The organism is Mangrovibacillus sp. Mu-81, from assembly GCF_036867415.1.
In the GTDB taxonomy this organism is placed as follows: domain Bacteria; phylum Bacillota; class Bacilli; order Bacillales; family Bacillaceae_B; genus Rossellomorea.
On the sequence record NZ_JBAJHU010000001.1, the window covers coordinates 468011 to 482064 of the forward strand.

Genomic DNA, 14054 nt, shown 5'->3' on the forward strand with positions numbered 1-14054 from the left:
TTAAAGAAAGGAGTGGGGAAGAATGAAGGGGACCAACATACTGACACGAACACTGGAAATAGCCACAATTCTGTCGTTTATCGGTGTCATCGTTGTCGTGCTGATACAAATCCTTTCCCGTTATTTACCATACACGGCCATTTGGACAGAAGAACTGACCAGGTTCCTGTTTATCTATTCGATTTCGTTTGCGGCACCACTTGCGCTGAAGAATAAAGAATTCATCAGTGTCGACATTTTAACAGGGTTATTACCTCAAAAGATACAAGAGCTATACGAAGCGTTCATCTATTTAGTCATTGTCGTGCTTTCTTGCGTCATTGCCTTTTATGGAACCACATTTATCTCTGTGGGAAGAGGGCAGACTTCAGCCACAATGGCGTTGGATATGTCGGTCATTCATGCAAGCATTACGATTTCGTTTATTTTCATCGCCATCTATTCGATTTTACATGTCGTCACCATTTTGGGCAGTGCCAAAGAAAGGAGTGAAAGCTGATGTTAGCAGCCATCTTATTTATTTCTTTTTTAATCTTAATTTTTATCAGTGTTCCGATTGCCTTCAGTCTAGGAATCTCTTCAATTATCTATCTGCTAATCGCTGAGATTCCTCTTTCCATCGTCCCTCAAAAAATGTTTGCAGGGCTGAATTCCTTCGTATTGTTATGTATACCAGGCTTTATTCTCGCCGGTAACTTAATGAATGCCGGGGGAATCACGGAACGGATCATCGGGTTCACGAATAATTTCGTCGGTCATATCAGAGGGGGGTTGGGATTGGCGAATGTCGGATCGTCCATGGGGTTTGCCGGCATTTCAGGTACCGCCCTCGCAGATACGGCCAGTATCGGGGCTGTCATGATCCCGGCCATGAAGAAAGAAGGATATGATGCTGACTTTTCAGCGGCCGTCACCTCGTCATCATCTACTGTCGGGCCGATTATCCCACCATCCCTGCCGATGATCATTGTTGGGACACTGGCCAGTGTATCGATTGGTGATCTGTTTCTGGCGGGTGCGGTCCCAGGTGTGTTGCTGGGGCTCAGTTTAATGGCCGTCACCTATGTGATTTCCGTGAAACGGAAATATCCGAAAGGGGAAAGACAGTCGATTGGTGTGATCGCCAAGTCGTTCACAGGTGCCTTTTGGGCATTACTGATGACCTTTGTCATTTTATTTGGAATCCTGGGAGGCTACTTTACCCCGACTGAGGCATCAATTGTAGCGGTTGTGTATGCCCTGGTCGTCGGGATGTTCGTTTATAAAGAATTAAAACTGAAAGATCTCCCGAAAATTCTATTGGACTCGATGGTCAATACAGCGTCCATTATGTTCCTGGTCGGTTTTGCCAACCTTTTCGGCTGGATCCTGGTGAGTGAGCAAATTCCGATTCTCGTGGCCGATGGAATTTTAGGAATATCAGAGAATCCGATTGTCGTCATTCTATTAATCAATTTGCTGCTGTTGTTTGTGGGTACGTTCATGGAAACGATCGCGGCTCTCGTCATCCTATTCCCGGTATTATTACCGGTCGCATCCAGTGTGGGAATGGATCCTGTTCACTTCGGAGTGATGATGGTACTGAATCTGGTCATCGGATTATCGACTCCGCCTGTCGGTGTGTGTTTATTCGTTGCATCCAGTATCGGAAAGGTCTCGATCGGGAAAACATCAAAGGCATTGCTGCCGTTCCTGGGTGCGAGTCTCGTCGTGTTACTGCTGGTCGCCTTCATTCCAGAGATCACGCTATTCTTACCAAGCTTATTTGAATAAAAAAATCAATTGTACGATAAAGGAGTTGCTGATCGATGAAAGCCGTTCAAGTCACCGGACCCCATCAATTGAGCATTGTGGAAAGAGAAAAGCCTGTCATCACAAATGAACATGAAGTCCTGGTCAAAGTGAAAATGGTCGGGATATGCGGTTCGGATATCCATATCTATCACGGAACAAATCCACTAGCCACTCTGCCAAGGGTAATCGGACATGAAGTGACTGGTGAAGTAGAGAATGTCGGGGAAAAAGTCGAATCTGTTTCTGCAGGGGATAAAGTAGTCATTGAACCCATTCAACCGTGCGGCGATTGCTATGCATGCCGTTCCGGCAGAGGGAATGTATGCAGCAATCTGGAAGTTTACGGTGTCCACCGGGATGGCGGCATGCAGGAATATCTGGTTATGCCGGAGAAACTCGTTCACAAGGTCAGTCCTGAGTTGGATTGGAAAGAGTCTGTATTGGCGGAACCATTTACAATCGGAGCCCAGGCGACCTGGCGCGGAAATGTAAGGCCCGGCGATACGGTCTTTATCATGGGGGCAGGTCCGATCGGTCTCTGCTGTTTAAAAGTCGCTAAATCAATAGGGGCGACTGTCATCATCAGTGATTTAAATGAAAGCCGCCTGGACTTTGCAAAAGAATGGGGTGCCGATCATACCATCGATGCTTCACGCTTAAATGTAATCGATGAGGTCATGGAGCTGACGAAAGGGGAAGGGGCAAACGTCGTCATTGATGCTGTTTGCATCCCTCAAACGTTTGAACAGGCGATCGAAATCGCTTCAGCTGCAGGGAGAGTGGTGGTACTTGGGTTCGATGAACGGCCGTCACCCATCTCTCAACTGCCGATCACAAAAAAAGAAGTCACAATCACGGGATCAAGGCTGCAGACGAATCAATTCCCGGGTATCATCGAGATGCTCAATAGCAGGAAGATCGATACTGCCGGAATGGTCACTCAAGTATTCCCGCTGGAACAAATACATCAAGCGATTCAATTAATCGAGACTTCGCCTGAGGAAGTCAGAAAAGTGGTCATTTCATTCGACCAGTAAGACTGAAGACTCTACTGAAGGAGGGAAGGCTGCGCATTTATTGTGCAGCGAAAACAATGATTAAAAAAATTGACAGTATAAACCGAATCGTTGAGTCCGGAGTAGTGGCCGTTGTGCGAGCTGAAACTAAACAAGATGCTGAGAAAATCTCCAGTGCTTGCATCCAGGGCGGGATAGCAGCAATCGAAGTCACCCTGACAGTACCCGGGGCGGAAGAGGTCATTCGTTCCTTGAAAAGCACGTTCCGGCCGGAAGAATTAATCGTAGGAGGAGGAAGTGTGCTGGACAGTGAGACTGCCAGAATCGCTATACTGGCAGGAGCTGAATATATTGTCAGCCCCTGCTTTGACAAAGATACGGCAAAGCTTTGCAACCGCTACGGTATCCCTTACATGCCCGGATGCATGACGGTTACCGAAATGAAGACCGCGATGGAATATGGTGCCGATATCGTCAAACTGTTCCCTGGCAATACATTCACCCCTTCGATCATTAAATCCATTAAAGGACCGCTGCCGCAAGTCTCCGTAATGCCTACTGGAGGGGTCAACCTCCAAAATGCAGCTGACTGGATCAAAAGCGGAGCGGTCGCGATCGGGATTGGCAGCGACCTTACCAAGCCTGCATCCATCGGAAATTATGAAGAAGTGACAAAACTAGCAAAAGAATATTGCGAGATTGTGAGAGAATCAAGAACAGCTAAAATGTATACATAAGAAGGAGGTTCTATCGATGAAAATGACATTCAGATGGTATGGAGAGGGGAATGACAGTATTTCTCTGGGGCAAATCAAACAAATCCCGGGTGTTGAAGGAATTGTCTGGGCCCTCCATGATGTACCCGCAGGCGAAGAGTGGCCCTCAGACAAAATAGAAGCAGTCAAGAAACAGGCTGAACAATATGGCCTAAACATAGACGTTGTCGAAAGCGTAAATGTCCATGAAGATATCAAGCTTGGCTTGCCAACACGTGATCACTATATTGAAAACTATAAACGCACGATCAAGAAGCTGGCAGCTGCCGGTGTCAAAGTGATCTGCTATAACTTCATGCCGGTCTTCGACTGGACCAGAACCGACCTGTTCAAGGAAATGGAAGATGGTTCGACTGCCCTGTTTTTTGAAAAAGCTAAAGTGGAAGACATGGATCCCTTCGAACTGGTTGATAAGATCTCAAGCAACTCTGCTTACACCATGCCCGGCTGGGAACCTGAAAGATTATCAAAACTTAAAGAATTATTCGAAGCATACAAGAATGTATCGGAAGAAGAATTATTCCAGAATCTCGAATATTTTTTAAAAGAAATCATCCCGGTTGCAGAGGAAAACAATATCAAAATGGGCATCCATCCAGATGATCCCCCGTTCTCGATATTCGGCCTGCCAAGAATCATGACCAATCAACAAAACATCAGAAGAGTCCTTTCACTGGTGGACAGCCCGTCTAATGGAGTGACCCTGTGCAGCGGGTCGCTCGGGGCAAATCCTGATAATAATGTAGCGGAAATGGTGCGGGAATTCGCTGACCGCATCCCATTTGCCCATATCCGCAATGTAAAGGTGTATGAAAATGGTGATTTCATCGAGACGTCACACCGATCAAGTGACGGAACTGTCGACATCCTTGAAATCATGAAAGCGTACCATGACTCAGGCTTTACGGGATACGCGAGACCCGACCATGGACGGCATATTTGGGGAGAAGAATGCAGACCCGGCTACGGCCTCTATGACCGCGGACTTGGTATCATGTACTTATGGGGAATATGGGACTCATTGGAACGCATCGGGAGGGTTTCATAATGCTGCCGCAGCATGAAAGCTTGAACGGAAAAGTTGCAGTCGTCACAGGAGGCAGCGGAGTACTCTGCAGTTCGATGGCAAAGGAACTCGCCAGGCAGGGAGTGAAGGTGGCAATCCTGAACCGGACAGCAGAGAAAGGCGAAGCCGTCGCAAAGGAAATCAGGGAGGCAGGCGGCGAAGCCATCTCCATCTCATGCAATGTCCTCGATCGAGAAAGTGTGATCGCATCTGAAAAGGTGATCATCGAAGAACTCGGCGTTTGCGACATCTTAATCAATGGAGCTGGCGGAAATCATCCGCGCGGCACCACTACGAATGAAACCTTGAACGCTGAAGACCTGAAAACAGAAGGGATCCAGACATTCTTCGACCTTTCCCCGGAAGGGTTCGGGTTTGTATTTGACCTTAATATTCTCGGAACCTTGATCCCGACACAGGTCTTCGCAAAGAATATGGTGAACCGGAAAGGGGCTGTCGTCATCAACATGTCTTCCATGAGCGCCCCGTCACCGATGACGAAAGTTCCAGCCTACAGTGCAGCAAAAGCAGCAATCGACAACTTTACCCAGTGGCTCGCTGTCCACATGGCTGAATCAGGCATTCGGATCAACGCCATCGCACCCGGTTTCTTCTTAACCGAGCAAAACAAGGCACTCTTAACCCATGAAGACGGCAGCTTAACTGAACGATCAAACAAAATCATCTCCCACACCCCCATGCGCAGATTCGGCAAACCCGAAGATTTACTGGGCACCCTCCTCTGGCTGGTGGATGAAGACACATCCGGATTCGTAACCGGTATTACCGTGCCGGTTGACGGCGGGTTTATGTCTTATTCGGGGGTTTGATGATTAGACGTATTAAATTGAATTTTGGAGCCTGGCCAGGTCCGTTGAATCTCAGCGTGACCGAAGCCTGGCTTTTTTGATTCAACAGTGCCTGGGGCAGACTCTTTATCCAGCGTGTTCTATCGGGTGGTGGAATGAAAAATGGGTTGGACAAATTAAGGGTTTTTGATGGTGGAATGACTTCAATCAAGATTGTTTGGACACCATTTTGAAAGAAGGATGTTTTAATTGAATTGGGATTTATTGCTAATTTTCAGGTTTAACCTTGATTTTGACAGAATTGTGAGCTGAATCGGCAGGAATAAGTGTTATTTTGACAGAATTATGAGCTAGATCGGCAGGAATAAGTCTGATTCCCGCAGGATTATCGCACATTTAGGGAAGATAACACCCCGACGAGGTAAAATTTAGTCTGCCATGCCGGTTTTCAGTCGATACAATAAGCTTGCTCGATGATTGGATTAAGTAAATCGTCTTGATCTTGCTGTTTTCATCAATAATCTTGCCAGTTCAAGAATTTTACTGGCCGATTTTAAGAATAATCTTGTCAGAATCACCAGCATTCTTGCCGAAATCGCTATTAATTTAGCTTTTTAACAAAAAAATTCCAACATAGATGTCCAAGTACTGTTCGTCCCAGCCAATATAGACAAAACCCTAAACAGTGAGAAAGGAAGTTCGAGGTATTAAGAGAATCATAGCCGAATGCCAATCTGCTCTCTGTCCACCAAAAAAACGACTCATTCCCACCGAACGAGTCGTTTCTGACATCTTCAATTCTTATTGTATCCGCGCTCCCCAAACGGCTGAAGCTCCTCCAGCCACTTCTCCTCAAGCTCAAGCAGAGCCTCTTTCTCGGTAAAATAGGGGTCATCCTTCTTCTTCAATTTCTCCAACACTTCAAATTGAAAAGCGTCCTTCCCAAAGTGATTCCATTCTTCCTGAAGCTCTTTGTGAGTGGTATAAGTACCGTTCGTCAGCATGAATTTGATTCCGTTCAGCGTCTTGAGGTTTTTGGTGCTGCCCACCAATATCTTTCCGTTTGTTTCGTTCTTAATCTGGTAAACCCCCGCATCGACGGGGGCTTCTTTGAACTGTTGTTTCAACTCTTTTTTATAGTCCATCGTTGTCACCTTCCGTTTATTATTTTTTTACCCAATACTGGCTGCCGTCCGGCTTGCGGTCTACAAAGCCGTATTCAATCAAATATCTTCTGATCATGACATAATCTTCTTGAAATCCTTTCAGGACCTCATTTAATTCGCGTTCTTCGTACAAGTGCCCGTCCTTCAGCTGCTGAGCAATCTCACGCAGGACGACCAGACGCTGCTTTTCCTTTGGAGGGAACTTCAGCAGAGGGGCAGATGTCCCTTCCGGAAAGTATTTCTTCAGGATGCTCACTTGTTCTTCCTGCGTGACATTGTAGCGGTCATCGACCATTGCGGCCGTTTTATGGACAGGCAAAAAGGCAGGTGCATACTCATCTTTTTCTTTAAGCAGCTCCATCATCGCCAGGAATGTCCTTGCTTGCCGTTCTTTCTCTTTTAAAGCAAAACGATGGTGGCGGATGGTAGAGGTGCTCCCGATCTCCAGTTCCTTCTGGATGTCCTTATCATTTTTCCCCTGATAAAAAAGGCGGAGCAGACTCTTCTGATGATCGGTCACGCCAGTCAGCTTCTTATCCATTCCGACCAGATAATCAAAAACAGACCCGTGCGACATCTCGATATGAATGCGCATGAACCGCTCAGCTTCATAAAAGCGATCTTCTAAAGGATACACAATCCCTTTCTCGACCTTCTCGCCGCACAACAGGCACCTAAAGGAATCTTTCTCCTGAATATATCCGCGCTTCAGGTCCTCTAAAGAGGCTTCCCAAAACATAGTTGATAGTTCCATAGTGATTACACTTCCTGTCATAAAAAATAAACAAAATAAAGTTTCGTTTGTAGTAATGTAAACATATTATTATAAAGTTTGTTAGATGTCAATCTTTATTAGGCAAACACCACATCGTCATGTTTGTATTTTTACAAACATACTCATCTTTTGTTTATGAAGTTAGTACTTCCATAAGTTCCTCTATCTAAAAAAAGGAATTCTTCCCTTTTACTAGAAAGTAATAAGTGCTGCAAAATTTGTATTCCTGGACCAGAGAGGGGAAAGAAGAAACATGAAACATCTAAAACCCATCTACATATTCCTGATTCTGATCATCGGATTGTTGCTGATTCTGTTCGGGCGGACATTCGGTGTGCTGTTTATAGCGGCCAATCTCGTTTTTATCCTTACAATTGTCTTTCTTAAAAATAGGTACAGGGCGACATTCAAGAAACGGCTCAACTATGCCTCCAAATTTTTAATAGCTGTCTATAGCCTGTTCCTGCTGTCTTTCATAGCAGTGGAAGGGTTCATTTTTTATGAGTTGGAAAAGTCGAAGGATGTCGATGGAGCAGAGTTTGATGTGATGATCATCCTGGGGGCCGGGCTGAAAGGCGACATCCCCTCGAAAACCTTGATTTCAAGACTGGAAGCCGGGAAAGCCATCCTTCTTGACAACAAGGAGCTGCCTGTAGTGGTATCAGGCGGCCAGGGTGAAGGAGAATCAATCCCGGAAGCTGAAGCGATGGGGATCTACCTGATGAAACACGGTATTTCTGAGGAGCGCATCATCTACGAGGACACCTCCACCACTACCTATGAAAACCTGCGCAACTCCAAGAACATCCTTTTACAGAAGGGGCTGAAGGATCCAAACGTCCTGATCGTGACAAGCGACTACCACGTTGTACGTGCGAAGATGCTTGCGGACGAACTTCACCTTCACAACAAAGGGCTCGGCGGAAATTCGCCATTTTTCGTGAAGGTGAACTATTTTATCAGGGAGTATTTTGCGATAGTGAAGACGGTAGTGGAGCGGGTTTTGTAATGTAAAAGGATAGACGGCAATGATAAAGAATAACTATAATCTCGAGGTGATTCATATGTTTATTGTTAATGTACAAGGCGCCATCATGAAAGATGGAAAGTTTCTGCTCATCAAAAGAGGGGCGAATGAAGAACATGCACCAGGCATCCTGGCATTGGTGGGAGGCAAAGTGGATTGGGAGGGTGCATCTTTAGATGTGCTGGAAGAAACTTTGAAAAGGGAGATCGATGAAGAGGTGGGAGTGGCAGTCGAGGACGAAATGCACTATGTTTACAGCTCAAGCTTCGTCACCGACAAGGGGAGCCCGGTTGTAGATGTCGTGTTTCTTTGTCACCACCGGGAAGGAAAAGCCTGCAATAAAAGCAGCGAAGAGGTCGAGTGTGTATACTGGATGACAAGTGAAGAAATTCTTCAACATCCTGATTCCCCGCCTTGGTTGAAGGAAAGTTTTATTCGAATTGAAAAAATGATGGGTAAGAATAAGCTGGTATGAAATTGGGGATAGAAGGAGTTCTTACCAAGAAGGGATGATTCACTTCAAATCAATAAAAATTTTACTCGCGTCCGCCGTTCTATTGGTTTGGATTTTCTATTGGACGACAAGGAATATACAGGTGATTGTCTTAAGCAGCTTTTTAACGGGAATATTTTTTTTCGTTTTAGGAATAGAGGAATATCAAAGAGGAAGAAAGAGAAACGGTCATTGGCTCATCGGTGGTTCCTTTTTCATTATCTTTATATCGACCATCCACTTCATGCTTACAATCTTGGAGAATTGAACAGGAGTGATGAGATGAAGATAGATATTCAAAATGGTATTTCAGACAAGGATCTGGAGGCAATGAAGGAAGTATACCAGTCTGTCGGCTGGAATAAACATACAACTGAAGTGATCAAGCAGGTATTCGAGGCAAGCAACGTCAAAGTGATCCTAAAGTGTGACGGCCGCATAGCCGGTTTCGGGCGAGCGATTTCGGACGGTGTATTCAATGCGGCCATTTACGATGTGGTGGTGCACAAAGATTTTCAAAGAAAGGGGCTTGCCGCTGAAATTATGAAGGCTTTATTGACAGAACTTCAAGATGTTTCTTGTGTGCATTTAATATCGACGACAGGGAAAGAAGAATTCTATCGCAACGTCGGATTCAGGAAAGTGAAGACAGGGATGGCAAGGTATTTGAATGATGTGTTGGTGGATGAGTATTTGGAATAGGGATCTCACGAAATGGGGGACTTCAACTGAAAGAAAAACAAGGCAAAAAAATACTGCTGACAGTCGGATGGTTCTCTGTGATTGCGGCCTTTTTCACTGGGTCCATTATGTTAGGCATCATTGCGTTGTGCATAGGGGCAGTGTTGAGAATGGATTATGAAGAGAAAAAGCATGGACTTCAACTGATGGTGATGGGAATCATTAGCGGACTCTCAGGACCAGTATTAGGCTGGTTTATTATTTGGAATATGGATCATCCTTTTTAACAAAGATAAGGGAGAAACAGTGTGAAGAAAAATACAATTGGAAAGTTTAAATATTATTCTCTTGGACAAATAGATTCTTACAATGATCAAAAAATTGTGATGATTTACCATGGCTGGGGTGGCTCGGCTGAAGGCTGCGTGGATGTGGCGGATGAGCTGTTTGAGGCAGGGTACAGCGTAATCGTGCCTGAAATTATGTATCATGATACGAGACAGAAGCTCGATCATCCTTTTGACAGGGCCGTCATGCAGGAATACTTTTGGAAGACGATCATTGACAGCATCGAGGAATTTGATGAGTTTGTTTCTGCCTTCGGAATCGATAAAGAGGATATTATTCTGGTCGGAAGCTCGATGGGAGGATTCATTGCGAATGGAATCTTTGCGCGTGAGCCAAAGCTCCATGGACTCGCAAACATTAATGGTTCCGGATCCTTTGTGCTGTCGGAGCATCTTTTTAGAAGAATGGATAACAGGGAGCCTTTGTCCAAGGAAGAAGAACAAGTATTGAAAAATTATGATCCCTTCGAGAGAACGGCCAGCTCCTCACCGATCCTTCTTCTTCACGGCGACAGTGATGAGATTATCCCCATCGAAGGGCAGAAGAATTATTACGACTATCTCACGTTGGTAGAAAAAAGGACGAATGTTGTGTTCAAGGTTTACAAGGGTGTTAATCATGAATTCACTGAGGAGATGGTGGAAGATTTGATGGAGTGGCTAAAAAATAGCGGAGGATAAAATGGTGATGGACCCATGATGCCAGGGGTTGATTATACGAACCTATGATAATGTCTTGAATCAACGAAGGGATTTACATATTCTGTTAAATGGCAGGATTAACAAGGATTTTGAAAGGAATACCGTCCAAATCGGCAGGATCAACGGTTATTCCGGCAGAATTATCCCCCATTTCAGCAGGAATTGGCTGCCCGCTCAAGGTCAAACAGATTTCCGGCACCAACAGTGACCAGTTTATAGGCAGCCAACTGAAGGTTAGCAAGTGAAAGTCAATCATTCTTGCCAGTATGAGCGATAATTTTGCCGCGATTAAGTTATTCTCACCGAAAAGAGCATTAATCTTGCAGAAACAGACAATATTCTTGCCAAAACCATGAATAATTTAGCCGGTTAACATAATATTCCAAATGAATCAGCACTCTCAATCATTCCCCCATAAGTGTTCAACCGGTTCTGCTTCTCCGCCTGATCGAACGTTGATCACATTCTCCGATGAACAAGGCATCTTCATTCCCGATTTCTGGCCGGGCAAAAAAGATCGGGCCTGCCGAGACAACAATGATGGGGATTAGAATATACAGCCAAATCATTCATTATTCATCCTTTTACTCAAATTCAATTTTTACTGGGAGTTCAAGATTTCCGTTCATCTCCTGAAGCGTAACCTTTAAAGCCTCTGCAGATGCCCCGTTCAATTTATAGGTATACGTGTCTTCAGCGGGCAAAAGGCTTTGGATATATCCTTTGTTGTCTTGTGACAGCCATAGGTGATAAGTTTTCACCATTTTATCTCCATTGGTATATTCATATCTTAGCAACGGCTCTGTTTTAACAACTTCATTTAGTATTTTAGAAGTGTTTGATGCGTTTACAAATGAATGGATAAGGGCTTGATCTTGAACCTGATCCTCCTTCATCTTATTCCAATATTTAATTGTTATTTCTTTCACCCTTGCTTGTATCTCAAAGGATTTACTCTCAAGCACCTTTTTATCCTTACCTCTGACCCTAATCTCATAAGCTTCGCCTTCTTTTAGAAGTTCAGGCAAGTTTTTCGATTTAATAACATTATTGGTTAGCTGAACCCAATGTTCCAGGTCTGCTCCGTCGTAGTTCGACTTGGAATAAGAAGATTTTAAGATGTATTTTACCGGCTTCGGGTGAAAATCAACTGCAATTCCAGCGTACTCATCGCTTTCTTTCTTCAACCGTTCATCAATTTCCGAAGAGGCAGACAACCACTTACTATGTATATACGACTTTTCGAAATCGAAGGTGCCCACAGAAACGAGAACGTCATCCAACTTGTTTTTCTCTAATTCAGTTTTGACGTAAAGTTTAATATCTTTCTCACTATTTTCGTCGTCCTCTGTTATTTGTATGTTTATCTCATTATTTTCCGGGAGATAAGATATTGAAGCAACATCAAATCCCTTTGCCCGCAACTCTTCAGTAAACTCAGCGAGGATTTTTTGGGGTATTATTGGTTTATCTGCATTCAGTTTGTAGACCGCTAATCCAATCAGAAATAATACAACTAATGAGGTAAGGAAAGACCATTGCTTCTTTTTACTCACCATTCATTCCCCTCTCTTAATGAATTAACCTAATTTTACCATAACACCACTGTAAAACGTTGCCCTTACCAAAATCACCTGCATATATAGTTCCACATAAAAAAACGCACCTCAACAAACCAATTCCTCACCATTCCCCAAAACCCGCTCCATTTTGAGTCCATTGTTTCATTTTCGACAAGTGGGCAGGACTATTTCCGCCTGGTCTCGAACCTAACAGAACATGGGGAAAAAGTCTTTCAAACTGAAAAGGAGGGTGCCCGCAGACGTCTCGTTAAATGAACTACATGATTTATTTTCCGAATATTCCCTCTTCTTTACATTTTGTAAGGGTTATTCACAATTTCATAGACAGAGTGTCTAATGAATATTACGCTTTTTCAAAATAAACTTAATGGTAATTAATTCGTTAAAGGTGCAGACGGTTCCACCCCAAACAACAAACCCCAAGCACATACATAGCCAGCTTACCGTCCGCCTTAACAACCACTACACCAACCACCAAGATCATTCATGCAAAAAATCACCACATTGTCCAACAAATTCAAGGGGGGATTCACACAATGTCAATCAATGGAGAACGCTTAAAGCAACATCTTGAGGAACTTTCCAAAATCGGAAAAATAGGCGAGACAGGTGTTTGCCGCCTGGCTCATTCGAAGGAAGACCGTCAGGCAGTAGAAGTCGTGAAGGGATGGATGAAAGAAGCCGGACTGACCACAAAGATCGACGGATTCGGAAACTTGATCGGAAGAATTGAAGGCTCACAGCCGGACAAACCGATCCTCATCCTCGGCTCCCACATCGATTCACAGCCGTATGGCGGACGGTTCGATGGGACGGCCGGGGCGCTCGGCGCGATCGAGGTCGTCCATAGCATGAAGGAAAATGGGGTGACACCCGAGCGCACGATTGAAGTAATTTGCTTCTCTGACGAAGAGGGCTGCCGGTTCAATAAGGGGATCTTCGGGGTCCGGGGACTCGCCGGGATGCTGGAGGAAGGTGAACTCGAACGCCAGGACAAACAAGGAGTGACGAGAAGAGAAGCGCTGAAAGAATTCGGCGTCGAACCTGACCTTTCTCAAAGCCCGGTTTATCAAAAAGGGGATGTTGCTGCGTTTCTGGAGCTGCATATCGAACAGGGTCCGGTCCTCGAGCAGAAGCAGAAACCGGTCGGGATCGTGTCCGGCATCTCGGGTCCGATTTGGCTGACGGTCACGCTTGAAGGGTTCGCCGGCCACGCAGGATCGGTGCCGATGGCGATGAGGCAGGATGCCTTGCTCGGAGCATCCGATATCATCCGTAAATTCGACGATCTCGTTAAAGAAGAGGGGACCGAAACGACAGTCGGGACGGTCGGGAGCATTCAGGTATTCCCAAATTCCCGTAATATCATAGCGGAAAAGGTGGAGTTCACGGTCGACCTGCGCGATATCGATCTCGAAGCACGGACAAGGCTTGAAGAAAAGCTGTATAAGATCATTGAAGATTCCGCAGCAGAATACAAGTTGAAAGTTGAAATCAAAGAGGACACGCGCAGTGAACCGAGATACTGTGCGGATTGGATCAAGGACATCATGAAAGAAGAAGACGGGAAGCTCGGACTTGATTCGCCGACCTTGATGAGCGGTCCTTTCCATGATGCACTGATCATGTCCTATATCAGTGATTACGGGATGATCTTCGTACGCTGTGAAAAAGGTATCAGTCATAATCCGCTCGAGTTCGCTGAGATGGAGGACATTGAAAAAGGCGTTCTGTTGCTTTACAAAACAGCTGTGCAGATCAGCCAATCGTGAGTGGTGAACCAGGATCCCAATGTCCCGACGATTGCCAGGGAGCAATA

At 45.1% G+C, this 14054-nt stretch carries 15 protein-coding genes; 11 read left to right on the plus strand and 4 right to left on the minus strand.

Annotated elements, in window-relative coordinates; all coding sequences use genetic code 11:
• The first annotated feature begins 22 nt into the window (after positions 1 to 22).
• From V6B33_RS02385 to V6B33_RS02410, 6 genes are read left to right on the plus strand one after another with little or no spacing between them, the layout of a single operon-like run.
• The gene (locus tag V6B33_RS02385) at positions 23 to 499 is read left to right on the plus strand and encodes a TRAP transporter small permease (protein WP_334216135.1); all 477 of its coding nucleotides are present in this window, start codon (positions 23 to 25) and stop codon (positions 497 to 499) included.
• Positions 499 to 1773: a TRAP transporter large permease gene (locus V6B33_RS02390; RefSeq protein ID WP_334216136.1), complete on the plus strand. Its 1275-nt coding sequence runs from the start codon at positions 499 to 501 to the stop codon at positions 1771 to 1773. Before V6B33_RS02385 ends, V6B33_RS02390 begins: the two co-directional genes overlap by 1 nt.
• A 35-nt stretch (positions 1774 to 1808) precedes the next feature.
• Positions 1809 to 2831 (plus strand): zinc-binding alcohol dehydrogenase family protein, encoded by a 1023-nt coding sequence (locus V6B33_RS02395; protein WP_334216137.1) that lies wholly within the window; start codon positions 1809 to 1811, stop codon positions 2829 to 2831.
• 56 nt (positions 2832 to 2887) lie between these two features.
• Positions 2888 to 3547, plus strand: coding sequence for a bifunctional 4-hydroxy-2-oxoglutarate aldolase/2-dehydro-3-deoxy-phosphogluconate aldolase (locus tag V6B33_RS02400; RefSeq protein WP_334216138.1), 660 nt, complete (start codon positions 2888 to 2890; stop codon positions 3545 to 3547).
• 16 nt (positions 3548 to 3563) lie between these two features.
• On the plus strand, positions 3564 to 4634 hold the full coding sequence (gene uxuA, locus V6B33_RS02405) for a mannonate dehydratase (RefSeq protein ID WP_334216139.1): 1071 nt from the start codon (positions 3564 to 3566) through the stop codon (positions 4632 to 4634).
• A complete protein-coding gene (locus V6B33_RS02410; protein WP_334216140.1) occupies positions 4634 to 5482 on the plus strand; it encodes an SDR family oxidoreductase in 849 nt (282 codons plus the stop codon). The genes uxuA and V6B33_RS02410 overlap by 1 nt, the downstream gene beginning before the upstream one ends.
• Before the next feature lie 773 nt (positions 5483 to 6255).
• Here the strand turns inward: V6B33_RS02410 and V6B33_RS02415 are convergent.
• Together V6B33_RS02415 and V6B33_RS02420 are read right to left on the minus strand one after the other, a co-directional pair.
• Complete coding sequence (locus tag V6B33_RS02415) at positions 6256 to 6606, minus strand: GIY-YIG nuclease family protein (protein WP_334216141.1); 351 nt, start codon at positions 6604 to 6606, stop codon at positions 6256 to 6258.
• Positions 6607 to 6625: 19 nt separating this feature from the next.
• Positions 6626 to 7381 carry a DUF2087 domain-containing protein gene (locus V6B33_RS02420; protein ID WP_334216142.1) on the minus strand — a complete coding sequence of 252 codons (756 nt, stop codon included), beginning with the start codon at positions 7379 to 7381 and terminating at the stop codon, positions 6626 to 6628.
• 274 nt (positions 7382 to 7655) lie between these two features.
• On the opposite strand from V6B33_RS02420, the gene V6B33_RS02425 reads away from it, so the two are divergent.
• The 4 genes from V6B33_RS02425 (at position 7656) to V6B33_RS02440 (ending at position 10631) form a co-directional block, all read left to right on the plus strand.
• Positions 7656 to 8411 (plus strand): YdcF family protein, encoded by a 756-nt coding sequence (locus V6B33_RS02425; protein WP_334216143.1) that lies wholly within the window; start codon positions 7656 to 7658, stop codon positions 8409 to 8411.
• Positions 8412 to 8466: 55 nt separating this feature from the next.
• Positions 8467 to 8904 carry an NUDIX hydrolase gene (locus V6B33_RS02430; protein ID WP_334216413.1) on the plus strand — a complete coding sequence of 146 codons (438 nt, stop codon included), beginning with the start codon at positions 8467 to 8469 and terminating at the stop codon, positions 8902 to 8904.
• A 300-nt stretch (positions 8905 to 9204) separates the two neighbouring features.
• Complete coding sequence (locus V6B33_RS02435; protein ID WP_334216414.1) at positions 9205 to 9624, plus strand: GNAT family N-acetyltransferase; 420 nt, start codon at positions 9205 to 9207, stop codon at positions 9622 to 9624.
• A 287-nt stretch (positions 9625 to 9911) separates the two neighbouring features.
• Positions 9912 to 10631, plus strand: a complete 720-nt coding sequence (locus V6B33_RS02440) for an alpha/beta fold hydrolase (RefSeq protein ID WP_334216144.1) — start codon at positions 9912 to 9914, stop codon at positions 10629 to 10631.
• 443 nt (positions 10632 to 11074) lie between these two features.
• Here the strand turns inward: V6B33_RS02440 and V6B33_RS02445 are convergent, their stop codons facing one another.
• Both V6B33_RS02445 and V6B33_RS02450 read right to left on the minus strand, forming a co-directional pair.
• Positions 11075 to 11221, minus strand: coding sequence for a hypothetical protein (locus V6B33_RS02445; protein WP_334216145.1), 147 nt, complete (start codon positions 11219 to 11221; stop codon positions 11075 to 11077).
• A gap of 15 nt (positions 11222 to 11236) precedes the next feature.
• Positions 11237 to 12211 (minus strand): hypothetical protein, encoded by a 975-nt coding sequence (locus tag V6B33_RS02450; protein WP_334216146.1) that lies wholly within the window; start codon positions 12209 to 12211, stop codon positions 11237 to 11239.
• Between the two features lie 560 nt (positions 12212 to 12771).
• On the opposite strand from V6B33_RS02450, the gene V6B33_RS02455 reads away from it, so the two are divergent.
• Positions 12772 to 14007, plus strand: coding sequence for a Zn-dependent hydrolase (locus V6B33_RS02455; RefSeq protein ID WP_334216147.1), 1236 nt, complete (start codon positions 12772 to 12774; stop codon positions 14005 to 14007).
• The last annotated feature ends 47 nt before the right edge of the window (positions 14008 to 14054 follow it).